The sequence below is a fragment of the Intrasporangium sp. genome (assembly GCF_035280925.1).
Lineage (GTDB): Bacteria > Actinomycetota > Actinomycetes > Actinomycetales > Dermatophilaceae > Intrasporangium.
The window spans coordinates 36976-57173 of record NZ_DATEEY010000176.1 but is presented as its reverse complement, the minus strand read 5'-3'; the positions used below and the strand labels follow the sequence as shown (position 1 = coordinate 57173).

Here is a 20198-nt window from a genome sequence, read left to right as displayed (position 1 = left end):
CCGCCGCCACCTCCCGGGCGCCGTGCAGCTCGTCACGAGGGTGACCACGCGATGTACCGTGCGAACGGTCCGGACCGCTGCTTCTTCTGCAAGGACGAGCTCTTCAGCCGGATCTCGGACGAGGTGGCTTATGCCCAGGGGTTGGTGGCCGTGGCCTACGGCGAGAACGCCGACGCCCGGCGACCGGACCGCCCCGGGGCCCGGGCGCGACGAGCCATGACGTGCTGCGTCCGCTCGCCGCCGCGGGACCGACCAAGGCGGACGTCCGGGCGCTCGCTCGCGCGCTCGGCCTGCCCAACGCCAACAAGCCGGGCGCTCCGTGCCTGGCGTCCCGCATACCGCACTTCTCCGAGGTTGCGCGGCCAAGCTCGCGCAGGTCGAGGCGCCCGAGGCGGGTCTGCGGGCGCTGGGCTTCCCCGGCTGCACCGTCAGGCACCGCGGCGAGGTGGCTCGGGTGGAGCTGCCCGACCTCGAGCTGGGCCGCGCCATGGAGCCCGAGGTGCGCGCGGCGACCCACGCGGTGGGGGTCGAGGCCGGCTCCCGGTTCGTCGCGGTCGACGTCGCCGGGATCCAGTCGGGGGCCTTCACTCTCCCCCTCGTGCGCCTGGGCCATGGCTGACCTCGGGCCATTCGTCCCGGGCGACCTGGAGGGCGTCGCCGAGCTCGACCTCCGTCGGGCGGTCCGCAGGGGTTACCCGGATGCCGTTGTCCGCAGGGGTTACCCGGAGGCCGTTGTCTGCGAGCGCAAGACACCGGGGCAGGTGGCATCGATTGCCTTGGCCCTCAAGCATGCTCATGACACTGGCACGACGACTGGACCGGTGCTGTTCACTCGTGCCCTAGGGCCTCACGCGGAGGCGGTCCTGCTGGTGCTGCCCGATGGGATGCACGACGAGGTTGGCCGGATCCTCGCTTGGCCCGGTCACGCCTGTCACGCTGCTCGGCAGGCGCCACAGGCTAGGTGCTGATCCCGCAACACACCGAGCAGGTCAGGACACACCGGGACCGGGCACCGGTGTGTCGTGACCTGCTCGGTGTGTTGCGGCGTCTGGGGCCGGGAGGGCTGGGAGGACGCGCGGCCCGGGAAGGAGCTCAGCGGCATACGGCATGGGCGTGGTTGACCTGGCCGATCGCGTCGGTCGTGGCGGTTCCGACCTCCGTCGGGTACGGCGCGGCGTTCGAGGGGCTCGCTCCGTTGCTGTCGATGCTGAACGCCTGCTCGCCTTGCGTCGGCGTGGTCGACATCGACAACGGCTACGGCGGCGGGCACCTCGCGGCGCAGATCGCTGCCGACCCGAGCTGACGGCGGCGCGCCGGTGCGACGGGGTCAGCTCTCGAGCTTCGCGACGATGCGCTGGACGGTGAGCCAGCTGCGAGTGGTGATGCCCTTCCCGTGGAGCTTCTCCAGCCAGGACATGAAGTCGGGGGTCCTGCCCGGGTCGCCGTTGTCGATGACGGCGAGGACGACCCTGGCCACCGGGTCGTACCGGACGAACTGCGTCAGCGGGTCCGACTTCCCCGGCACAGGACCGGTCGGCGGCGCGAGGTCCTTGAGAAAGGTCGCGGTCAGGTAGGTGCCACGTCCGTGGGTCAGACCGGGAAAGGGGTCGCTGTCGAGCAGCGCGCGCAGCTCGCGGTGCGCGCGGATGATGGTGCGGCTGGAGAGGCCGAGCTCGCTGGTGAGCGCGGCCTCGATCCGCCGCTCGAGGGCGGGCACGTCCGTCTCAGAGCTGCCGAACACGATGTTGCCGCTGGCCAGCACCGAGGCCACTCCCTCGAACCCGAGCCCCTCGAACACTCCTCGCAGCTTGTCGTTCGTCATGTTCTTGCCGCTCGGTGCGATCCCGCGCAGGAGCGCTGCGTAGTGCACCACGCCCACCTTCACCCACCGCCGGCGGGAGCGGGCCCTCCGGGGACCAGTCCAGTCTCGACCGCGGCGGCAACGGCACGTTCGAGGACCTCGCGGACCGGGCGGTCCAGAGCGGCCGCGGCGGTCTCGACCGTGGAGAGCTCGGGGGCCACGTTGATGAGCCGGGTGGTGTCGGCGGCCGTGATCCTGACCGTCTCGGGGATGACCGCCTCGACAGCGGATCGAACGTTGGCGAGCGACGTGGTGGCGTCGACGAGCGACCCGAGCAACATGTCACCGGCCACTCCAGCCGACGCGTCGATCCACGCGGTCCGGCCACGCCGAGCCGGCCCTGTCACGCCTGTCACGCTGCTGGACATGCGCCACAGGCTAGGCGCTGATCCCGCAACACACCGAGCAGGTCACGACACACCGGGATCGGGTCCCGGTGTGTCGTCACCTGCTCGGTGTGTTGCGGCGTCTGGGGCCGGGAGGGCTGGGAGGACGCGCGGCCCGGGAAGGAGCTCAGCGGCATACGGCATGGGCGTGGTTGACCCGACCGATCGCTCAACGCTGGGTCGTGTCGGTGACTTCGCCGACGAGCTCCTCGAGCACGTCCTCGAGGAAGACGACGCCCGTCACCTCTCCGGACTCGTCGATGACCCGGGCGAGGTGGGCGCCGGTGAGCTGCATCGTGGCGAGGACGTCCTCGACCTCGTCGCCCTCCCGGACGGTCGCGAGCCGGCGGATCCGCTTCGGGGGGACGGGCAGCTCGTGGCGCGCGTCGTCGGCGTAGAGCACGTCCTTGAGGTGCAGGTAGCCGGCGATGTCCCCGCCCGCATCGAGGACCGGGTAGCGCGAGAAACCCTGCCTCGCGACGAGCCGCTCGATGTCCGCGGGAGTGGCACCGAGCTGCACGGTCGTCAACCCCTCGAGCCCGACGGCGACGTCGCGAGCGAGCTTGTCGGAGAACTCCAGCGTCTTGGAGACGAGTCCGAGTCGCGCCTCCTCGATGAGCCCCTCGCGGTGCGACTCGCCGACGATGTGGGCCACCTCCTCCGCGGTGAAGGCCGACGAGATCTCATCCTTGGGCTCGATCCCGAAGAGACGCACGAGCGCCTTCGCGAGCGTCTCCATCGCGCTGATGACCGGGCGCAGGGCGCGCGTGATGGCGTAGAGCGGCGGCACGAGCAGGAGCGCGGACCGCTCCGGGCCGGCGATGGCGATGTTCTTGGGGATCATCTCCCCCACCACGACGTGCAGGTAGGACACGATGAGCAGGGCGACCGCGAGCGCCACGCCGCCCGCCCAGGCCGTGCCCATTCCCCACCCCGCGAAGATCGGCTCGAACAGGTGGTGCAGAGCGGCCTCGGCCAGGGCGCCGAGTCCCACGGAGCACACGGTGATACCCAGCTGGGCGGTCGCGAGCATCGACCCGAGCCGCTCGACCGCCTCGATGCTCGTGGCCGCGCGCCTGCTTCCGGCGTCGGCGAGCGGCTCCAGGGCCGAGCGGCGGACGGCCATGGCAGCGAACTCGGCACCGACGAAGAACGCGTTGCCGAAGAGCAGGATCAGCGAGACGACGTAGACCCAGGGGCCACTCATCGCGGCACCTCCGCCACGGTCTCGGGCGCTGGGCCCGGTGGCTCGGGCGCCGAGTCGGGGTCGGGGACGAAGCGCAGGCGGTCGACCCGGCGCCGGGCCATGCCCGTGACGTGGATGCGCCAGCCGGGGACGGCGATCACGTCGCCGACGACTGGCACCCGGCCCAGACGGGCCATGACGTAGCCGCCCATCGTCTCGTACGTCGTGCCGTCGGGCACCTCGGCGTCGAAGGCGTCCCGGACCTCGTCCGGTCGCCACAGGCCCGGGACCGTCCACGACCCGTCGGTGAGCTCGCGTCCGCTCTGCCGCCTCCGGTCGTGCTCGTCCGCCACCTCGCCGACGATCTCCTCGACAACGTCCTCGAGGGTGACGATGCCGGAGGTGCCGCCGTACTCGTCGACGACGACGGCCACCTGGAAGCCGCCCGCCCGCAGCTGCCGCAGCAGCGGCTCGAGCCGGATCGTCTCCGGCACGACGAGTCGGTCGGACATGAGCGCGGACACCGGGACGTCCTTGCGGCGCTCGTGCGGGACGGCCATCGCGCGCTTGACGTGGACCACGCCGTCGATGTCGTCCCAGTCGTTGCCGAGCACGGGGAAGCGCGAGTGACCAGTCCGCCGCGACAGCCGGAGGACGTCGTCGGCCGACTCGTCGCGGTGGATGCCGGCACAGCGCACGCGTGGCGTCATGACGTCGTCGGCAGTGCGCTCACCGAAGCCGAGCGTCTTCGTGAGCAGGCGCGCGGTCGTGACCTCGAGGGTCCCCGCCTCGGCCGACCGCTGCACGAGGCTCGCGAGCTCCTGTGGCGTCCGCGCGCCGGAGAGCTCCTCCTGGGGCTCGATCCCGATCGCGCGCAGGAACGCGTTGGCGGAGCCGTTGAGCGCGAGGATGAGTGGCTTGGCCACCGTCGCGAAGACCCGGACCGGCAGCGCGACGACCTTCGCCGTCGTCAGGGGCGCCGAGATGCCGAGGAACTGCGGGAGCAGCTCGCCGAAGACCATCGAGAACGCGGTCGCCAGCACGAGGGCGAGGGCGCTGGAGATGGCCTCGACCGCTGGCTGCGCAAGCCCGAGGCTGGCCAGCGGGCCGGCCAGGAGGCGGCCGATGGACGGCTGGGCGAGGTAGCCGACGACGAGAGTCGTGATGGTGATACCGACCTGCGCCGCGGACAGCTGGGTGGACAGCTGCTTGAGTGACTGGAGGACGATCCGGGCGTGGCCGTCCCCGGCGTCGATCGCCTTCTGGACGGTCGGCCGGTCGAGGGCGACGAGGGAGAACTCCGCAGCGACGAAGACGGCGGTGCCGCCGGTCAGAAGGATCGCTGCGAGCAGCAGAAGCCACTCCGTCACCGCATCCTCACTGCGTCCTCACCTGACCTCACCTGCCCTCATCTGCCTGCACCTGCCCTCACCTGCCCTCACCGCGCCCACTATATGGACCTGCACGTCAGTCGTCGCGGTGTGATTGAGTTGGACGCACATTGAGGAATCGCCCTTCGGGGGCCTTGAAGGAGGCGTTGTGACAGCCGCGTCGGCCGCCACCCCAGCACAGCCCGCCACCGGCGGCACCAGGCCGGCCGCAGATCCGCAGCAGGGGCGGATCGAGGTCCGCGGACTGACCAAGCGGTTCGGTCGGTTCACCGCCGTCGACCACCTCGACCTCGACGTCGTGCCCGGCCGGATCACGGGCTTCCTCGGCCCCAACGGTGCGGGCAAGACGACGACCCTGCGGATGCTCCTCGGGCTGATCCGTCCGACCGCCGGCACCGCGACGATCGAGGGCCGGCGCTACCACGACATCGCCAACCCGCTCACCGTCGTCGGGTCGGCCCTCGAGTCGACGAACTTCCACCCGGGGCGCACCGGGCGCAACCACCTGCTGACCCTGGCCGCCGCGGCCAGGATCCGGGCGAGCCGCGTGGACGAGATGCTCGAGCTCGTGGGCATCCCGGCTGCGGCCAGCAAGCGCGCGGGCGGCTACTCGATGGGCATGCGGCAGCGACTCGGGCTCGCCGCCGCCCTGCTCGGAGACCCTCGCGTCATCATCCTCGACGAGCCCGCCAACGGCCTGGATCCTGACGGCATCCGGTGGCTGCGCGGGTTCCTGCGCCACCTCGCCTCGGAGGGCCGCACGCTGCTCATCTCGAGCCACATGCTGTCCGAGGTCGAGCAGACCGTCGACGACGTCGTCATCATCGCCAACGGCAAGCGGGTCGCACAGGGCACCGTCGAGGAGCTGAGGGGCGAGCCGACCGCCTTCGTGCGCACCTCCGACCCCGACCGGCTGGCCAGCACCTTGGCCGGGCGCGGACTCAGCCTCAAGCGCAAGGACGGCGGCATCCAGGTGACCACGGAGGACCTCGCCATGGTGGGAGACCTCGCACACGCTGCTGACATCGCGATCCACGAGCTGCGCGCGGAGAAGACCCACCTCGAGGAGCTCTACTTCAACCTCACCGACTCGGACCAGCACCGCAACCGCAACCTCGGTGAACCGGTTGCACCGGTCGGCCAGCTGCCCCCGCCGAGCGGACCGCCCATCGACCCGAGCCTGCTCGCCGTGACCCCGGACGCTGCGCCGCCGGACCCGAGAGACCCCGAGGCGCGACGGCAGGAGGAGGCGCGGTGAGCAAGGCCGTCAGGTCGGAGTTCCGCAAGTTCTTCACGACGCGACTGTGGTGGGGCATGCTCATCGCGATCGTCGTGGCCGGCGCGGCCTTTGCGGCCCTGTTCGCCTTCCTGTTCACCAGCGATGCCGTGATGGGCGAGGGTGGGCCCGGCGTCCCGACCTCTGACGCCGAGCTGGCCCGGACCACCTACACGAGCGGCATCGGCGTCGGCTACCTGCTCACCCTGGCGATCGGCGTCATGACCGTCGGCTCCGAGTACCGCCACAAGACGATCACCGCCACGTTCCTGGCCGAGCCCAAGCGCACCCGGGTCATGGTGGCCAAGACCATCCTGCTGTTGGCACTGGGCGCCATGTACGGGCTGGCCTCCCTCATCGCATCGGTGGTCACCGGCGCGACGATCCTCTCGTCGCGCGGACACGAGCCGTTCGCGGACCCGGAGATCTGGCGGACCCTTGCGCTGTCCCTGCTCGTGCTCGGCCTGTGGGCGCTCATCGGCCTCGGAGTCGGCATCCTGATCCCCAACCAGGTCGCAGCCCTGCTCATCGCGATCGGCATCGCCTGGATCGTCGAGCCGATCATCGGAGCGGTACTGCCGTTGACCGAGATCGGCGCGAACATCGCCCGTTACCTGCCCACGCAGGCGACGAACGCGACCCTGGACGTGCAGAACATCAGCTTCGGCGGGACGGTGTCCGACCAGCTTGCCTGGTGGGCCGGCGCGCTCGTCCTCACCGGCTACGCGGTGATCCTGGCGCTCGTCGGCACGATCCGGACGGTGCGCGCCGACATCTCCTGACCTGGCCACCATGCCGGGTCCACCCGCGAATTCCCTTGTCCGTATGCCGCCCCGCCGGCTCCCGCTGCCGTCACCCCTGCGCGACTTTCGCCATTCAGACGTCTGTCGGGTCCTGATCCGTTCGGGGCTAGGCTTGGCGTGTACTCCTCCCGACGCACCCCAGGCAACGAAAGAGGCGCATTCGCGTGTCTGAACAGTCCACGTCCGGTGACCCGATGGCCACCTTCGGACCGAACGACTGGCTCGTAGACGAGCTGTACCAGCAGTACCTGACTGACAAGGACTCGGTGGACCGCGCGTGGTGGGCGTTCTTCCAGGACTACAGTCCGCGTGACGCCGAGGGCCGCAAGGACGCTCCCGCCGGCAACGGTGCTCCCACGGCTCAGCCGTCCCCGCAGACGTCAGCCCCGCAGTCGCCTTCGACGACCGCTGCCAGCACCTCGGACGCCCCGGCGGCCACCTCCGCAGCCACCTCTCCGGCCCCGTCGGCCCCCGATCGGCCATCGGCTGAGACGGCTCCTGCCCCAGCACCCGTGGCGAACGCCGCCCCGGCCGCCCCACGTAGCCCCGCCCCGGCGGCCCCGGCCGCCGAGAAGGCCGCCTCGCCGAAGCCCCGCGACATCCCGGCGGTCAAGGGGACCGGCCCCGTCAGCCAGGACGCCCTGACGCCGCTACGTGGGGCCCCGGCCCGCGTGGTCGCCAACATGGAGGCCTCGCTCGAGGTGCCCACGGCGACGAGTGTCCGCGCCGTCCCCGCGAAGCTGCTCATCGACAACCGGGTCGTCATCAACAACCACCTCGCGCGCTCCCGCGGCGGCAAGGTGAGCTTCACGCACATCATCGGCTACGCGATGGTCAAGGCGCTCTCCCTCATTCCCGAGATGAACTACGGCTTCACGGAGAAGGACGGCAAGCCTGCCCTCCTGCAGCCCGCCCATGTCAACTTCGGCCTCGCCATCGATCTGCAGAAGCCAGACGGCTCGCGCACGCTCGTGGTCCCCTCGATCAAGTCGGCCGAGGGGATGGACTTCGTCCACTTCTGGACCGCCTACGAGGACATGGTCAAGAAGGCCCGCAACAACAAGCTGACCATCGAGGACTTCCAGGGCACGACCATCTCGTTGACGAACCCCGGTGGGATCGGCACGGTGCACTCGGTCCCACGCCTCATGAAGGGCCAGGGAGCGATCATTGGTGTGGGCGCCCTCGACTACCCGGCCGAGTGGCAGGGTGCGAGCACCGAGACGCTCAACCGCAACGCGGTGAGCAAGATCCTCACCCTCACCTCGACGTACGACCATCGGATCATCCAGGGTGCCGTGAGCGGCGAGTTCCTCCGGGTCCTGCAGGAGCTGCTCCTCGGCGAGAACCGCTTCTACGACGAGATCTTCGAGTCGCTGCGCATCCCGTACGAGCCGGTCCGGTGGATCCGGGACATCGACTCCTCCCATGACGACGACATCAACAAGGTCGCTCGCGTGCAGGAGCTCATCCATGCCTATCGGGTGCGCGGCCACCTCATGGCCGACACGGACCCGCTCGAGTACAAGCAACGGCGACACCACGACCTCGACGTCACGACGCACGGCCTGACCCTGTGGGACCTCGAGCGCACCTTCGCCACGGGCGGGTTCGGCGGCGCACCCTTCCTCAGGCTCCGGAAGATCCTCGGGATCCTGCGCGACTCGTACTGCCGGACCGTCGGCATCGAGTACATGCACATCCAGGACCCCGAGCAGCGCAAGTGGATCCAGGACAAGGTCGAGGTCGCCTACAAGAAGATCTCCCGCGAGGAGCAGTTGCGCATCATGCGGCGCCTCAATGCCGCTGAGGCCTTCGAGACCTTCCTCCAGACCAAGTTCGTCGGACAGAAGCGCTTCTCGCTCGAGGGCGGCGAGTCGGTCATCGCACTGCTCGACCGCATCCTCTGCCGCGCCGCCGGCGACGACCTCGACGAGGTCTGCATCGGCATGCCACACCGGGGGCGTCTCAACGTCCTCGCCAACATCGCCGGCAAGTCCTACGGCCAGATCTTCCGTGAGTTCGAGGGCAAGCAGGACCCGCAGTCGGTCCAGGGCTCCGGCGACGTCAAGTACCACCTGGGCACCGAGGGCGAGTTCCACTCCGAGGACGGCAAGAAGACCAAGGTCTACCTCGCGGCCAACCCGTCGCACCTCGAGGCGGTCAACCCGGTGCTCGAGGGCATCGTCCGCGCCAAGCAGGACCGGCTCAACCTTGCCGGTGAGTCCTTCACCGTGCTGCCCGTCCTCATGCACGGCGACGCAGCCTTCGCGGGCCAGGGCGTCGTCGCGGAGACCCTCAACCTCTCGCAGCTGCGCGGCTACCGGACCGGTGGCACGATCCACGTCGTCATCAACAACCAGGTGGGTTTCACGACCTCACCGAGCTCGTCGCGGTCCTCGGTCTACTCGACGGACGTGGCGCGCATGATCCAGGCGCCGATCTTCCACGTCAACGGCGACGATCCCGAGGCGTGCGTACGCGTCGCCGAGCTCGCCTACGACTTCCGGCAGGAGTTCAACAAGGACGTCGTCATCGACCTCATCTGCTACCGCCGGCGTGGACACAACGAGGGCGACGACCCCTCGATGACCCAGCCGCTGATGTACAACCTCATCGAGGCCAAGCGCTCGGTCCGCAAGCTGTACACCGAGTCCCTCATCGGCCGCGGCGACATCAGCGTCGAGGATGCCGAGGTCGCCCTGCGGGACTACCAGCAGCAGCTCGAACGCGTCTTCATCGAGACGCGCGAGGCGGCGAAGTCGGCCGAGCTGGAGCAACGCTCCGCCGACCCTGACACCGAGGTGCCCGACAACGCCGGCCTCGAGAAGCCGACGGCGCAGGTCCTCGACGACCGCGCAACGCATCGCTCGTCGACGCAGACGGGAGTCCCGGCCGAGCACATCGTGCAGATCGGCGAGACCTTCGGCAAGCCGCCCGCTGGCTTCACGATCCACCAGAAGCTCAAGCAGCTGACGGACCGCCGGGTCCAGATGGTCCACGAGGGCGGCATCGACTGGCCGATGGCCGAGCTGCTCGCGTTCGGCACCCTCCTCAAGGAGGGGACGCCTGTCCGACTCGCGGGGCAGGACAGCCGACGCGGCACCTTCGTCCAGCGCCACGCCGTCCTCATCGACAAGAACACGGGCGAGGAGTGGACGCCGCTGCTCTACCTCGGCGAGGGGCAGGCGCGATTCTGGGTCTACGACTCGCTCCTGTCGGAGTACGCCGCCATGGGCTTCGAGTACGGGTACTCCGTCGAGCGCCCAGACGCACTCGTCCTCTGGGAGGCCCAGTTCGGCGACTTCGCGAACGGCGGCCAGACCATCGTCGACGAGTTCATCAGCAGCTCGGAGCAGAAGTGGGGCCAGCGCAGCTCGGTCGTCCTGCTCCTCCCGCACGGTTACGAGGGCCAAGGCCCGGACCACAGCTCGGCCCGAATCGAGCGCTACCTGCAGCTGTGCGCCGAGAACAACATGACCGTCGCATTCCCGTCGACGGCGGCGAGCTACTTCCACCTGCTCCGGCGCCAGGCCTACGCCCGCCCCCGCACGCCGCTCATCGTCTTCACCCCGAAGTCGATGCTGCGGAGCAAGGCCGCGGCCAGCCCCGTCGAGGCTTTCACCCAAGGTGGCTTCCAGCCCGTGCTGGCCGACCACGAGGGCGTCACGCAGAACGTCGACCGGGTCCTTTTCGCCTCGGGCAAGATCGTGCACGAGCTCGACGCCGAGCGGTCGAAGCGCGAGGACACGTCGACGGCGATCATCCGGGTCGAACAGCTCTACCCCATCCCGCTCGAGGAGCTCCGGCAGGCCGCGTCCCGCTACCCCGGTGCGGAGCTGGTGTGGATCCAGGACGAGCCACGCAACCAGGGCGCCTGGCCGCTCATGGCGCAGTGGATCCACGAGGATCTCTCCGAGCTCGGCGAGACCCGACCGTGGAGGGTCATCGCTCGCACGGCCTCCGCGTCGCCCGCGACCGGCTCGACGAAGAAGCACGCCATCGAGCAGGCAGAGCTGATGGACCACGCCTTCGGTCGCTGAGACTCCTGGCACCGAGTCGGGCCACGCATGGGTTCGGCACCCTCCGTCTGATGACTGGAGGGGCCGGGACGGGCCTGGGGCGGGGGCCGAGCCCAGCGGCATACGGCATCTGTGGCCCCCTCGCCCACCGGCCGAGCCTCCATGGCGTGGCGAACCCCACGCGATACCCTCCAACCGTGTACTTCACCGACCGGGGCATCGAGGAGCTCGCCAGCCGGCGCGGCGCGGAGGAGGTGCGCTTGGACTGGCTCGCCGAGCAGCTGAGAACGTTCGTCGACCTCAACCCCGAGTTCGAGGTACCGATCGACCGTCTGGCGACCTGGTTGGCGCGACTCGACGACGACGAGGACTGATCCACGTGACCAACTCCTCGCACGATCCGGATCGGCCGACCTTTGGCACGGGGCCGGCCTATCCCACTTCTCACACCCGGTTCGACGACAGTGTCCGAACGGGGTCGAGCGCCTCCCCTGCCCGGCCGAGCGAGTCCGTCGCTCACCTCGCCGCGGAGGGTGAGGGGTCGACGCCGAGCGAGCCGTCCGCACCCGAGCGGTACTTCTCCCCCACAGCGGAGTTCACCGTCGCCGGCGGCGTCCGCGACGTCGGCATGGTCTTCGTCGGCGCATCGACGACGGCCGGCTACGGGGACCCGAAGGGCCTCGGCTGGGTCGGCCGGGTCGTGGCACGCACCCAGCACCCCGATCTCGATCTCAGCGCCTACAACCTCGGTGTCCGAGGCAGCACCTCCGGTGACGTTGTTGCGCGCTGGGCCGGCGAGGCGCATCCACGCTGGAAGGGCCGGTCCGAGCGACGGCTGGTCCTCTCCTTCGGCACCGCCGACATCCGCAGTGGCATGACGATGGCGCGGTCCCGGCTCAACCTCGCCAACGTCATCGACGAGGCGACCAACGCCGGGATCGGCGTCTTCGTCGTCGGCCTGACACCGTGCTTGGACGCGGAGCTCAACCGGCGCATCGAGGCGCTGGCCGAGGCGCAGGCGGACGTCTGCGCCCGCCGCGGGATCACCTATGTCGACTGCTTCCGTCCACTGGTCAGCCACGACCAGTGGACGGCGGATCTCGCCGCCAGCCCCGACCGCGCCCACCCGGGGCAGGCGGGCTATGGGCTGATCGCCTGGCTCGTGCTCCACAACGGATGGAACGACTGGATCGGGATCGGCTGAGCGATCCCCGGGCCAGGCACTCCATCCCGAGGCGCGTCAGTCCCCCGTGCCCAGCTCGCCCAGCCGGTGCGCCGGTGCCGCCAGCGCGGCCCCGATGCTCGCGACGGCCAGGGCCGCGACGGCAGCCGCGATGAGGGTCTGGTCGGAGTCGCGGAGCGACCAGGCGACCGGGAGCAGGAGGACGTTCCACAGCAGGGTCGGCGTGCGCGGCCACCGCTGCCCGCGAAGCCATCCGCGAGCCACGACCAGCAGGGCCACGCCGAAGATGAGGATCAAGGCCGCCGACGTGAGCGCCGTGGTCAGCGAGTCGGCTGCGCCGACGGCCATCTCGTAGACGTAGAAGCCAGCGAAGGCGAGCACGACGAGGGCTTCGGCCAGGGTGAGCAGGCCCGCAACCAATGCGGCACGCGAAAGCCTTGACGGGGCGCCGGCGGAGCTCGGGCGGTCGGTCGGGTGCGTCGGCTCGGTCACCTGACCGAGCCTAGTGCGCGCGAGATCACACCTGATGCGCCCGCGTCAACGCGAGGTTGGTATGGATCTGGACGGGAACTGCGGATAGGATCGGGTCTCGGTGTGATCTGCGCCCAAAGCCTTGCCACGTCGCATGGCCTCCCAGCACACTGGTTGACGCCGACTGGTGGCAACGAGCGACGCGTACGGAACCTATTCGTGCGCGTCTCCGTTGGTCAGGGGAGCGCTTCCCCGGTCCCACCGAGGTCCCACGAGTAATGGCTCCGACAACGACGCTGGCGCCGAGAACCGCACTCACACCGAGCCACGTGTGGTGCCGAACGACATGATGAAGGAGCACGAGCCATATGGATTGGCGCGACCGCGCTGCCTGTCTGGATGCCGACCCGGAGCTGTTCTTCCCCATCGGGAACACCGGTCCGGCCATCCTGCAGATCGAGGAGGCCAAGGCCGTGTGCCGGACCTGCCCAGTCATCGACACCTGTCTGAAGTGGGCCTTGGAGACCGGTCAGGACGCCGGGGTCTGGGGTGGCCTGAGCGAGGATGAGCGCCGCGCCCTCAAGCGCAGGAATGCGAGAGCCCGCCGCGCCGGCTGAGCGTCGCGAGTCCATCGCCTTCGAGCCCGGTGCCGCCAGTCACCGGGCTTTGCTGTGCTCAGCGTCCAAGGGCTGTTCGCATCCGTCCAGATCTGTCAGATCCATCCATATCTGCCCATGTCTGTGCCGTCTGTCTGGTCGAGCTACGGCAGTGGACGCAGGCTGGCCGTGAACCGGGTGCGCGTGCCTCGCGGTGACGCCGGTTCCCACGCGATCCGCCCCTGGAGGTCCGCGACGAGCGACTGCACGATCTGCGTGCCCAGGCCGGAGCCGGGGGGTCGCTCTGGATCGATCCCCGTGCCGTCATCCTCGACCGACACCACGAGCATCGGCCTGCCGCGCTCGTCGCTCAGTCGCTCGACGAGAACCCGGATCCGTCCGCCGCTGTCGCCGAGTCCGTGCTCGATGGCGTTCTGGACCAGCTCGCTCACGATCATGGCGAGCGCGGTCGCGTCCTCGGGGCGGAGTCTGCCGAAGGACCCCTCGAGCGACGTGGTGATCGGCGCGCCGTTGGAGGAGACGTCGACGATGGCCTGCACGCCGCGTTTGACGATGGCGTCGAAGTCCACCGACTCGTCGATGCCCTGGCTCAACTGGTCGTGCACCATGGCGATCGTGCCGACGCGCCGTTCGGCCTCCTCGAGCGCCGTCCTGGCCTCCCCCTCGGGGACCCGGCGAGCCTGGAGCCGGAGCAGCGCCGCGACCGACTGGAGGTTGTTCTTGACGCGGTGATGGATCTCGCGGATCGTCGCCTCCTTCGTCATCAGCTCGCGCTCGCGCCGCCGCAGCTCTCCGACGTCACGTAGCAGCACCAGTGCACCGAACCGCTGACCCGCTTCCGTCAGCGGGATGGCCCGCATGGAGACCGTCGTACCGGCACCGGCCAGTTCCGTTCGCCACGGCTGGCGACCGGTGACGACGAGGGGCAGCCCCTCGTCGACGGGATAGGACTCCCGGAGGTTGTCCGTGACGAGTTGGGCCAGGCTGGCCCCGACGACCTCCCCGAGGTGTCCCAGCCGGTGCAGGGCCGACACCGCGTTGGGGCTCGCGTAGGTGACGATCCCGTCGATGTCGAGGCGGATGACACCGTCTCCCACCCGCGGAGCGCCACGGCGCAGCCCCGTGGGAGCGGTGCTGTGCGGGAACTCGCCGGCCGAGACCATGCGACACAGCGCGTCCGCCGTCGCGAGGTAGGTGATCTCGAGGCGGCTCGGCGTGCGAGTCGTCCAGAGGTTGGTGTGGCGGGTGATGATGGCGACCACACTGCCCTCGCGGACGACCGGGATGTACTCCTCGCGCACCGACTGGTGTCCGGTGTCGCTCGGCACCTCCACCTGCCGCACGCGCAGGATGCGCTGCTCGGCTGCTGCCTCGTCCAGCAGCGGGCCGACGTGTTCGCCATCCGCCGTCCGGCCGACCTGGTCGTCGACGAAGACGAGGTGACCGGTCGTCGGACGCACGTGCGCGACCGCCTCCCAAGGGCCGGCCGTGCCGTCCGTGCCGGCCGTGCCATCCCTGCCGGTCGTGCGGGTGGCTGGGCGCACCCACAGCACGAGGTCGGCAAAGGACAGGTCGGCGATCAGCTGCCAGTCGCCAACGAGCAGGTGCAGCCACTCCACCTCGGCGTCGCCGAGAGCGGTCCGGCTGTGCAGGAGCTCACTCAGGGTTGCCACACGGTGAGCCTATGCGTCCTCTGTTCCCCCCATGCAGACGGACCATGCCGTATGCCGCTGGGCTCGGACCCGCCTTCGTCCTCGCTCTCCGGGGTGGGGGACGAAGGCGGATCTCGTGCCTCAGCTGGCCGAGCGGGACGACTTCGGGCGCGTGGGCCCGGGCTGAGCCGTGGCCTTGTCCACTTTCGCCTGCTTGGCGCCCCCCGACTTCGAGGCAGCCGACTTCGAGGCAGCCGGCCGCGCAGACCCAGCCCGCTTCGCGGGCACCTTGGTGGGCGGCGACGGCTGGCCCTTTGCCGTCCTGCCCGGGGCCTTGGTCGCCGTGGCCGTCGTGCTGGCTGGCGCCTTGGCCGCAGGGCGGTCGCCCGGCGACTGCACGAGGGCGGGCGTCCGACTCGCCTCACCCACGGTGGACGACGCGGGCTTCGTCACGGTGCGCAGCGTGCGGAGCGCGACCGACAGGGCGGCGATGCCCGCATAGGACATCCGCTCGATCCCGCCGAGGGCCGCTTGGGCCCGCTCGAGCGAGTCGGCGTTGATGTCGGACCACTGCGCGAGCCGGTCTGCCGCCGGACTTCCCGGCTCGCTCACCTCGAGGACCGAGCGCGTCAGCACGTCGAGGACGGCGTACAGGTCGTCTCGCAACGCGCCCCGAGCCATCGCGTCCCAGCGGTTCTCGCGCGGCAGCGAGGTGACCCTGGTGAGCATCGCGTCGATGGAGAAGGTGTCCGAGGTCAGGAAGTAGACGTCGGCGACCTGGTCGAGCCGCTCTCCCGTGTCGGCCGCGATCTCGATGCAGTCGAGCAACGAGTACGAGTCCAGCAACGACGCTGCGGCGAGGGCGAGGTCCGCGGGGACCCCCTTGCCCTCGAAGTCGCGCGCCCGCGAGAGCAGACGGGCCCGCTCTCGTCCCTGGAGCAGCTCGGGGATCCGACCGGCTTGGGCCGCGATGCCCGGCCGGAACCGGGCCACCTCGGCGGCGATGTCGAGCGTGGCCGGTCGTGTCGTCAGGAACCAGCGGATCGCCCGGTCGAGGAGTCGGCGGAACTCGAGGTAGAGGCTCGTCTGGGCGGCGGTGCTGACGACGTTGTCCGTACCCTCGACCCGGGTCACGTAGCCGGCGAGGTCGAAGATCTCGCGACACACGACGTAGGCGCGAGACACCTGCTCGGGGGACGCACCCGTCTCCTCGACCGCGCGATAGGCGAACGTGATGCCGCCACGGTTGACCACGCTGTTGGCGACCGAGTTCGTGATGATCTCGCGGCGGAGCGGGTGGGACTCGATCTGCTCGGCGAACTTGCGCCGCAGCGGCTTGGGGAAGTACTCCGCCAGCGTGCTGGCGAACCAGGGGTCATCGGGCAGGGACGAGTTGGTCAGATGGTCCTTGAGGTGCAGCTTCGCGTAGGCGACGAGCACGGCGAACTCCGGTGAGGTCAGGCCCTTGCCGTCCTTCTGCCGCCGCGCGATCTCGGCCTCGCTCGGCAGGAACTCCAAGGTCCGGTCGAGGTCGCCGTGCTCCTCGAGGAACTGGATCAGCCGGCCGTGGACCGGGAGCATCACATGCTGCTGGGCCCGCGCGTTGCCCAGCAGGACGTTCTGCTCATAGTTGTCCCGCAGGACCTGCTCGGCCACCTCGTCGGTCATCGACGCGAGCAGGGCGTTGCGCCGCTTCATGGTCAGCTCGCCGGAGCGGGTCAGCTCGGTGAGCAGGATCTTGATGTTCACCTCGTGGTCGGACGTGTCGACCCCGGCGCTGTTGTCGATGGCATCGGTGTTGATCCGGACACCGGCCAGCGCGGCCTCGATCCGGCCGAGCTGGCTGGCACCGAGGTTGCCACCCTCGCCCACGACCTTGCAACGCAGGCTTCCGCCGTTGACGCGGATCGCGTCGTTGGCCCGGTCGCCGATCTCGGAGTGCCTCTCCCCGCTCGCCTTGATGTAGGTGCCGATGCCGCCGTTCCAGAGCAGGTCGACCGGGGCGAGGAGGATGGCCTTCATCAGCTCCGCGGGCGTCAGGCTCTTGGTCCCGGACCGCAGTCCCAGGGCCTGGACCATCTCACTGGTGATCGGCACCGACTTGAGTGACCGGTCGAACACGCCGCCGCCCGTCGAGATGAGGGAGCGGTCGTAGTCCGCCCACGAGGAGCCGGGCAGCTCGAAGAGCCGGCGACGCTCGGCGTATGAGGATGCCGGGTCGGGGTTCGGGTCGATGAAGACGTGCCGGTGGTCGAAGGCGGCGACGAGCCGGATGTGCTCGGACAGCAGCATCCCGTTGCCGAAGACGTCACCACTCATGTCGCCGACACCGACGACGGTGAACGGCTCGCTCTGGGTGTCGACGCCCATCTCCCGGAAGTGCCGCTTGACCGACTCCCAGGCTCCGCGGGCGGTGATGCCCATGCCCTTGTGGTCATACCCGGCGGAACCACCGGAGGCGAAGGCGTCGTCGAGCCAGAACCCGTAGTCGGCCGAGATGCCGTTGGCGACGTCGGAGAACTTCGCCGTGCCCTTGTCCGCGGCGACCACGAGATACGTGTCGTCGCCGTCGTGGCGCACCACGCGAGCAGGCGGAACCACCTCGCCGGACACGAGATTGTCGGTGAGGTCCAGCAGGCCCGAAATGAACATCTTGTAGGAGGCGACGCCTTCGTCGAGCCACGCCTGACGGTCCACGGCGGGGCTGGGCAGCTGCTTCGCGTAGAAGCCGCCCTTCGAGCCCGTCGGCACGATGACGGCGTTCTTGACCATCTGCGCCTTGACGAGGCCGAGGATCTCGGTGCGGAAGTCCTCCCGGCGGTCGGACCAGCGCAGTCCGCCACGCGCCACCTTGCCGAACCGCAGGTGCACGCCCTCGACCCGCGGGCTGTAGACCCAGACCTCGAACATCGGCCGTGGAGCGGGCAGGTCCGGGACCTTCTTCGGGTCCAGCTTGAGCGACACGTAGGACTTGGGCCTGCCGTCGTCGGTCACCTGGTAGAAGTTCGTGCGCAGGCTGGCTCGGATGACGCCCAGGAAGGCACGGATGATCCGGTCGTGGTCGAGGCTGGCCACGTCGTCCAGCGCCTCGTGGATCCGTGCGACGAGCCGCTTGGACCGGCCCGCTCGCTTGTCCTTGCCGGCTGCCGTGTCAGGGAACAGGTCGGGGTCGAAGCGAGCCTCGAAGAGCTCGACCAGGCTGCGGGCGATCTCCGTGTGGGCCACGAGCGCCGACTGGACGTAGTCCTGCGAGAACGTCGATGCCGACTGCCGCAGGTACTTCGCGACGGTGCGCAGGATGACGACCTGACGCGACGTGAGCCCAGCGATGAGGACCAGGGCGTTGAAGCCGTCGGACTCGATCTCGCCGTGCCAGACGGCTCGGAAGGCCTCCTCGAAACGGCTCCGCACATCGTCGGCCGCCGTCCCTCGGGCCCAGTGCTTGGCATCGACACGCAGGCCGAAGTCGAAGATGTGCAGCTCGCCACCGTCTGGTCCGGCGAACTGGTACGGCCGCTCGTCGGTCACCTCGACGCCCAGGTGGGTGAACAGTGGCAGCACCTGGGTCAGGGACAGGTCCGCTCGTCGGTAGAGCTTGAAGCGGCGCTCACGGGGGTCGTTCGACTGGGGGTCCTGGTAGAGGTGGAGGGCCGTCGCCGACGGTGAGTCGTCAAGTGCCTCGATCCGGTCGAGGTCGGCCCCAGCGATCTCGACCCCGAAGTCCTCCTTGTAGGCCTCGGGGAGCGCCTTCGCGTAGGCGGCCATCGCCCGGGCCGCCCCCTCGGCACCACGCCGGCGGCCGAGCTCTTCGACCAGGTCCTCGTCCCAGGTGCGCGTGGCGTCGACGATGCGTTGCTCGAGTGCGGCCGCGTCGACCTCGGGGATGTCGACACCCAGGGGCACCCGGACGACGAAGTGGAGGCGGGCCAGGGTCGACTCGCTGACCCGGGTGGTGTAGTCGATGGACTCCCCGCCGAACGCCTCGAGCAGGATGGCCTGGATCTTCAGCCGGACCGTCGTGTTGTACCGGTCCCGCGGCAGGTAGACGAGACAGGACATGAACCGCCCGAACTCGTCCGGTCGCAGGAACAGCTTGGTCTTGCGACGCTCCTGGATGTGGAGCACCCGCGTGGCAACCTCTGCCAGGTGCGTAGCGCTCGTCTGGAAGAGCTCGTCACGCGGGTAGGTCTCCAGGATCTGGAGGATGTCCTTGCCCGAATGGCTCTCCGCGGTGAGCCCGGTCAGCCGCAGCACGTCCTGGGCCCGGACGTCGAGCAACGGGATGTCGTGGATGGAGTCGTTGTAGGCCCCGGAGGCGTAGAGCCCGAGGAACCGCTGCTCCCCCACACACTCGCCGCGGGCATCGAACTTCTTGATCGAGATGTAGTCCAGATACACGTCCCGGTGGACGGTGGACCGCGAGTTGGCCTTGGTGATGATCAGCAGGGTCGAGTCGCGAGCGGCCCGGCTCGCGGCCGGCGTGAGGACCACTCCGGTGCCCGCCTGGGGCCGGTCGTAGCGAAGGAGTCCCAGCCCGGTGCCCGGCACCTGTCGCGAGACGTCCTTGCCGTCCTCGTGCGTGAGGGAGTACTCACGGTAACCGAGGAAGGTGAAGTTGTTGTGCGAGAGCCACTCGAGGAAACGACTGGCCTCACGCGCCTCGTGCGGACTGGTTCCCGGCGGTGTCGCGGCCTTGAGGTCGCTCGCGATGGTGAGGGCGTGGGCGCGCATCTTGGGCCAGTCCTCGACCGCGTCACGGACGTTGTCGAGCACGTGACGCAACCGCGCCTCCACCTCTGGGATCGCAGCGTCTGGCAGCCGGTCGATCTGGAGGTGCATCCATGACTCCCGGATCAGCGCGACGTCGTCAGGCACCGGGGTGGAGGGGTCGGTGCGCACCTCGACCAGAGCGCCCGTCACTGTCCGCGTGACGTCGAGCTGGGGATGCACGATGCTGCGCACGCCTCGGTCGAATCCACCGAGCGCGGAGACCACCGAGTCCACGAGGAACGGCATGTCGTCGACGACGATGTCGACACTGGTGGACGTCGTCTCCTTGCCGCTGGCGTCGACATCCAGGTTGACCACTCGGATGTTGGAGGTGCCAACGGGGCGGGACTGGGCGAACTGCTTGTGCCGCAAGGCGGTTGCGGCGAGCTCCGCAGGATCTCGGGCAATCAGCTCCTCGGTGGCGACCAGGTGGTAGTAGGCCTTGAGGAAGGAGTCCAAGGCCTGCCGTGGCGCCGTTCTGGCCTTGGCCCTTCCCTTTGGTGTGGTCGCGCTCAACGCCGCTGCCGCGGCTTGCAGGACGTCGATCCGGGACTGTTCGAGTGGCGCAGACATGCGATGC

At 69.6% G+C, this 20198-nt stretch carries 14 protein-coding genes and 1 pseudogene; 8 read left to right on the top strand and 7 right to left on the bottom strand.

Annotation, left to right across the window (positions count from 1 at the left end; translation table 11 throughout):
- The first annotated feature begins 319 nt into the window (after positions 1–319).
- Positions 320–619, top strand: coding sequence for a hypothetical protein (locus VJN29_RS15915; RefSeq protein ID WP_324144611.1), 300 nt, complete (start codon positions 320–322; stop codon positions 617–619).
- A 513-nt stretch (positions 620–1132) separates the two neighbouring features.
- Positions 1133–1303, top strand: a pseudogene (locus VJN29_RS15910) (1-(5-phosphoribosyl)-5-amino-4-imidazole-carboxylate carboxylase); the annotation flags it as partial.
- A gap of 24 nt (positions 1304–1327) precedes the next feature.
- Here the strand turns inward: VJN29_RS15910 and VJN29_RS15905 are convergent.
- From VJN29_RS15905 to VJN29_RS15890, 4 genes are all read right to left on the bottom strand, one after another.
- A complete protein-coding gene (locus VJN29_RS15905; protein ID WP_324144610.1) occupies positions 1328–1870 on the bottom strand; it encodes a DUF1697 domain-containing protein in 543 nt (180 codons plus the stop codon).
- Between the two features lie 11 nt (positions 1871–1881).
- Positions 1882–2229: a nickel insertion protein gene (gene larC / locus VJN29_RS15900; RefSeq protein ID WP_324144609.1), complete on the bottom strand. Its 348-nt coding sequence runs from the start codon at positions 2227–2229 to the stop codon at positions 1882–1884.
- Positions 2230–2416: 187 nt separating this feature from the next.
- Positions 2417–3454 carry a hemolysin family protein gene (locus VJN29_RS15895; protein ID WP_324144608.1) on the bottom strand — a complete coding sequence of 346 codons (1038 nt, stop codon included), beginning with the start codon at positions 3452–3454 and terminating at the stop codon, positions 2417–2419.
- A complete protein-coding gene (locus tag VJN29_RS15890; RefSeq protein ID WP_324144607.1) occupies positions 3451–4803 on the bottom strand; it encodes a hemolysin family protein in 1353 nt (450 codons plus the stop codon). The genes VJN29_RS15895 and VJN29_RS15890 overlap by 4 nt, the downstream gene beginning before the upstream one ends.
- Positions 4804–4972: 169 nt before the next feature.
- Between VJN29_RS15890 and VJN29_RS15885 the strand changes: the two genes are divergently transcribed.
- The 5 genes from VJN29_RS15885 (at position 4973) to VJN29_RS15865 (ending at position 12129) form a co-directional block, all read left to right on the top strand.
- Positions 4973–6082, top strand: coding sequence for an ABC transporter ATP-binding protein (locus tag VJN29_RS15885; RefSeq protein WP_324144606.1), 1110 nt, complete (start codon positions 4973–4975; stop codon positions 6080–6082).
- Positions 6079–6882, top strand: a complete 804-nt coding sequence (locus VJN29_RS15880; protein ID WP_324144605.1) for an ABC transporter permease — start codon at positions 6079–6081, stop codon at positions 6880–6882. The genes VJN29_RS15885 and VJN29_RS15880 overlap by 4 nt, the downstream gene beginning before the upstream one ends.
- 185 nt (positions 6883–7067) lie before the next feature.
- On the top strand, positions 7068–10946 hold the full coding sequence (locus VJN29_RS15875; protein ID WP_324144604.1) for a multifunctional oxoglutarate decarboxylase/oxoglutarate dehydrogenase thiamine pyrophosphate-binding subunit/dihydrolipoyllysine-residue succinyltransferase subunit: 3879 nt from the start codon (positions 7068–7070) through the stop codon (positions 10944–10946).
- Positions 10947–11122: 176 nt separating this feature from the next.
- Positions 11123–11299, top strand: a complete 177-nt coding sequence (locus tag VJN29_RS15870; RefSeq protein ID WP_324144612.1) for a DUF6104 family protein — start codon at positions 11123–11125, stop codon at positions 11297–11299.
- A 5-nt stretch (positions 11300–11304) separates the two neighbouring features.
- On the top strand, positions 11305–12129 hold the full coding sequence (locus tag VJN29_RS15865; protein ID WP_324144603.1) for a GDSL-type esterase/lipase family protein: 825 nt from the start codon (positions 11305–11307) through the stop codon (positions 12127–12129).
- Positions 12130–12165: 36 nt separating this feature from the next.
- Here VJN29_RS15865 and VJN29_RS15860 read toward each other — a convergent pair whose 3' ends face one another.
- Entirely contained in the window at positions 12166–12600 is a 435-nt protein-coding gene (locus tag VJN29_RS15860) for a hypothetical protein (RefSeq protein ID WP_324144602.1), read from the bottom strand.
- A 347-nt stretch (positions 12601–12947) separates the two neighbouring features.
- Between VJN29_RS15860 and VJN29_RS15855 the strand changes: the two genes are divergently transcribed.
- Positions 12948–13196, top strand: a complete 249-nt coding sequence (locus VJN29_RS15855) for a WhiB family transcriptional regulator (RefSeq protein WP_013493302.1) — start codon at positions 12948–12950, stop codon at positions 13194–13196.
- A gap of 143 nt (positions 13197–13339) precedes the next feature.
- Here the strand turns inward: VJN29_RS15855 and VJN29_RS15850 are convergent, their stop codons facing one another.
- Together VJN29_RS15850 and VJN29_RS15845 are read right to left on the bottom strand one after the other, a co-directional pair.
- Positions 13340–14869, bottom strand: a complete 1530-nt coding sequence (locus tag VJN29_RS15850) for a sensor histidine kinase (RefSeq protein WP_324144601.1) — start codon at positions 14867–14869, stop codon at positions 13340–13342.
- Between the two features lie 120 nt (positions 14870–14989).
- Complete coding sequence (locus VJN29_RS15845) at positions 14990–20191, bottom strand: NAD-glutamate dehydrogenase (RefSeq protein WP_324144600.1); 5202 nt, start codon at positions 20189–20191, stop codon at positions 14990–14992.
- Positions 20192–20198 lie beyond the last annotated feature (7 nt).

Excerpts from the sequence above, each read along its gene's own strand:
- larC (WP_324144609.1), bottom strand. The coding sequence starts at position 2,229 with ATGTCCAGCAGCGTGACAGGCGTGACAGGGCCGGCTCGGCGTGGCCGG.
- VJN29_RS15895 (WP_324144608.1), bottom strand. The coding sequence starts at position 3,454 with ATGAGTGGCCCCTGGGTCTACGTCGTCTCGCTGATCCTGCTCTTCGGC.
- VJN29_RS15855 (WP_013493302.1), top strand. The coding sequence starts at position 12,948 with ATGGATTGGCGCGACCGCGCTGCCTGTCTGGATGCCGACCCGGAGCTG.
- VJN29_RS15845 (WP_324144600.1), bottom strand. The coding sequence starts at position 20,191 with ATGTCTGCGCCACTCGAACAGTCCCGGATCGACGTCCTGCAAGCCGCG.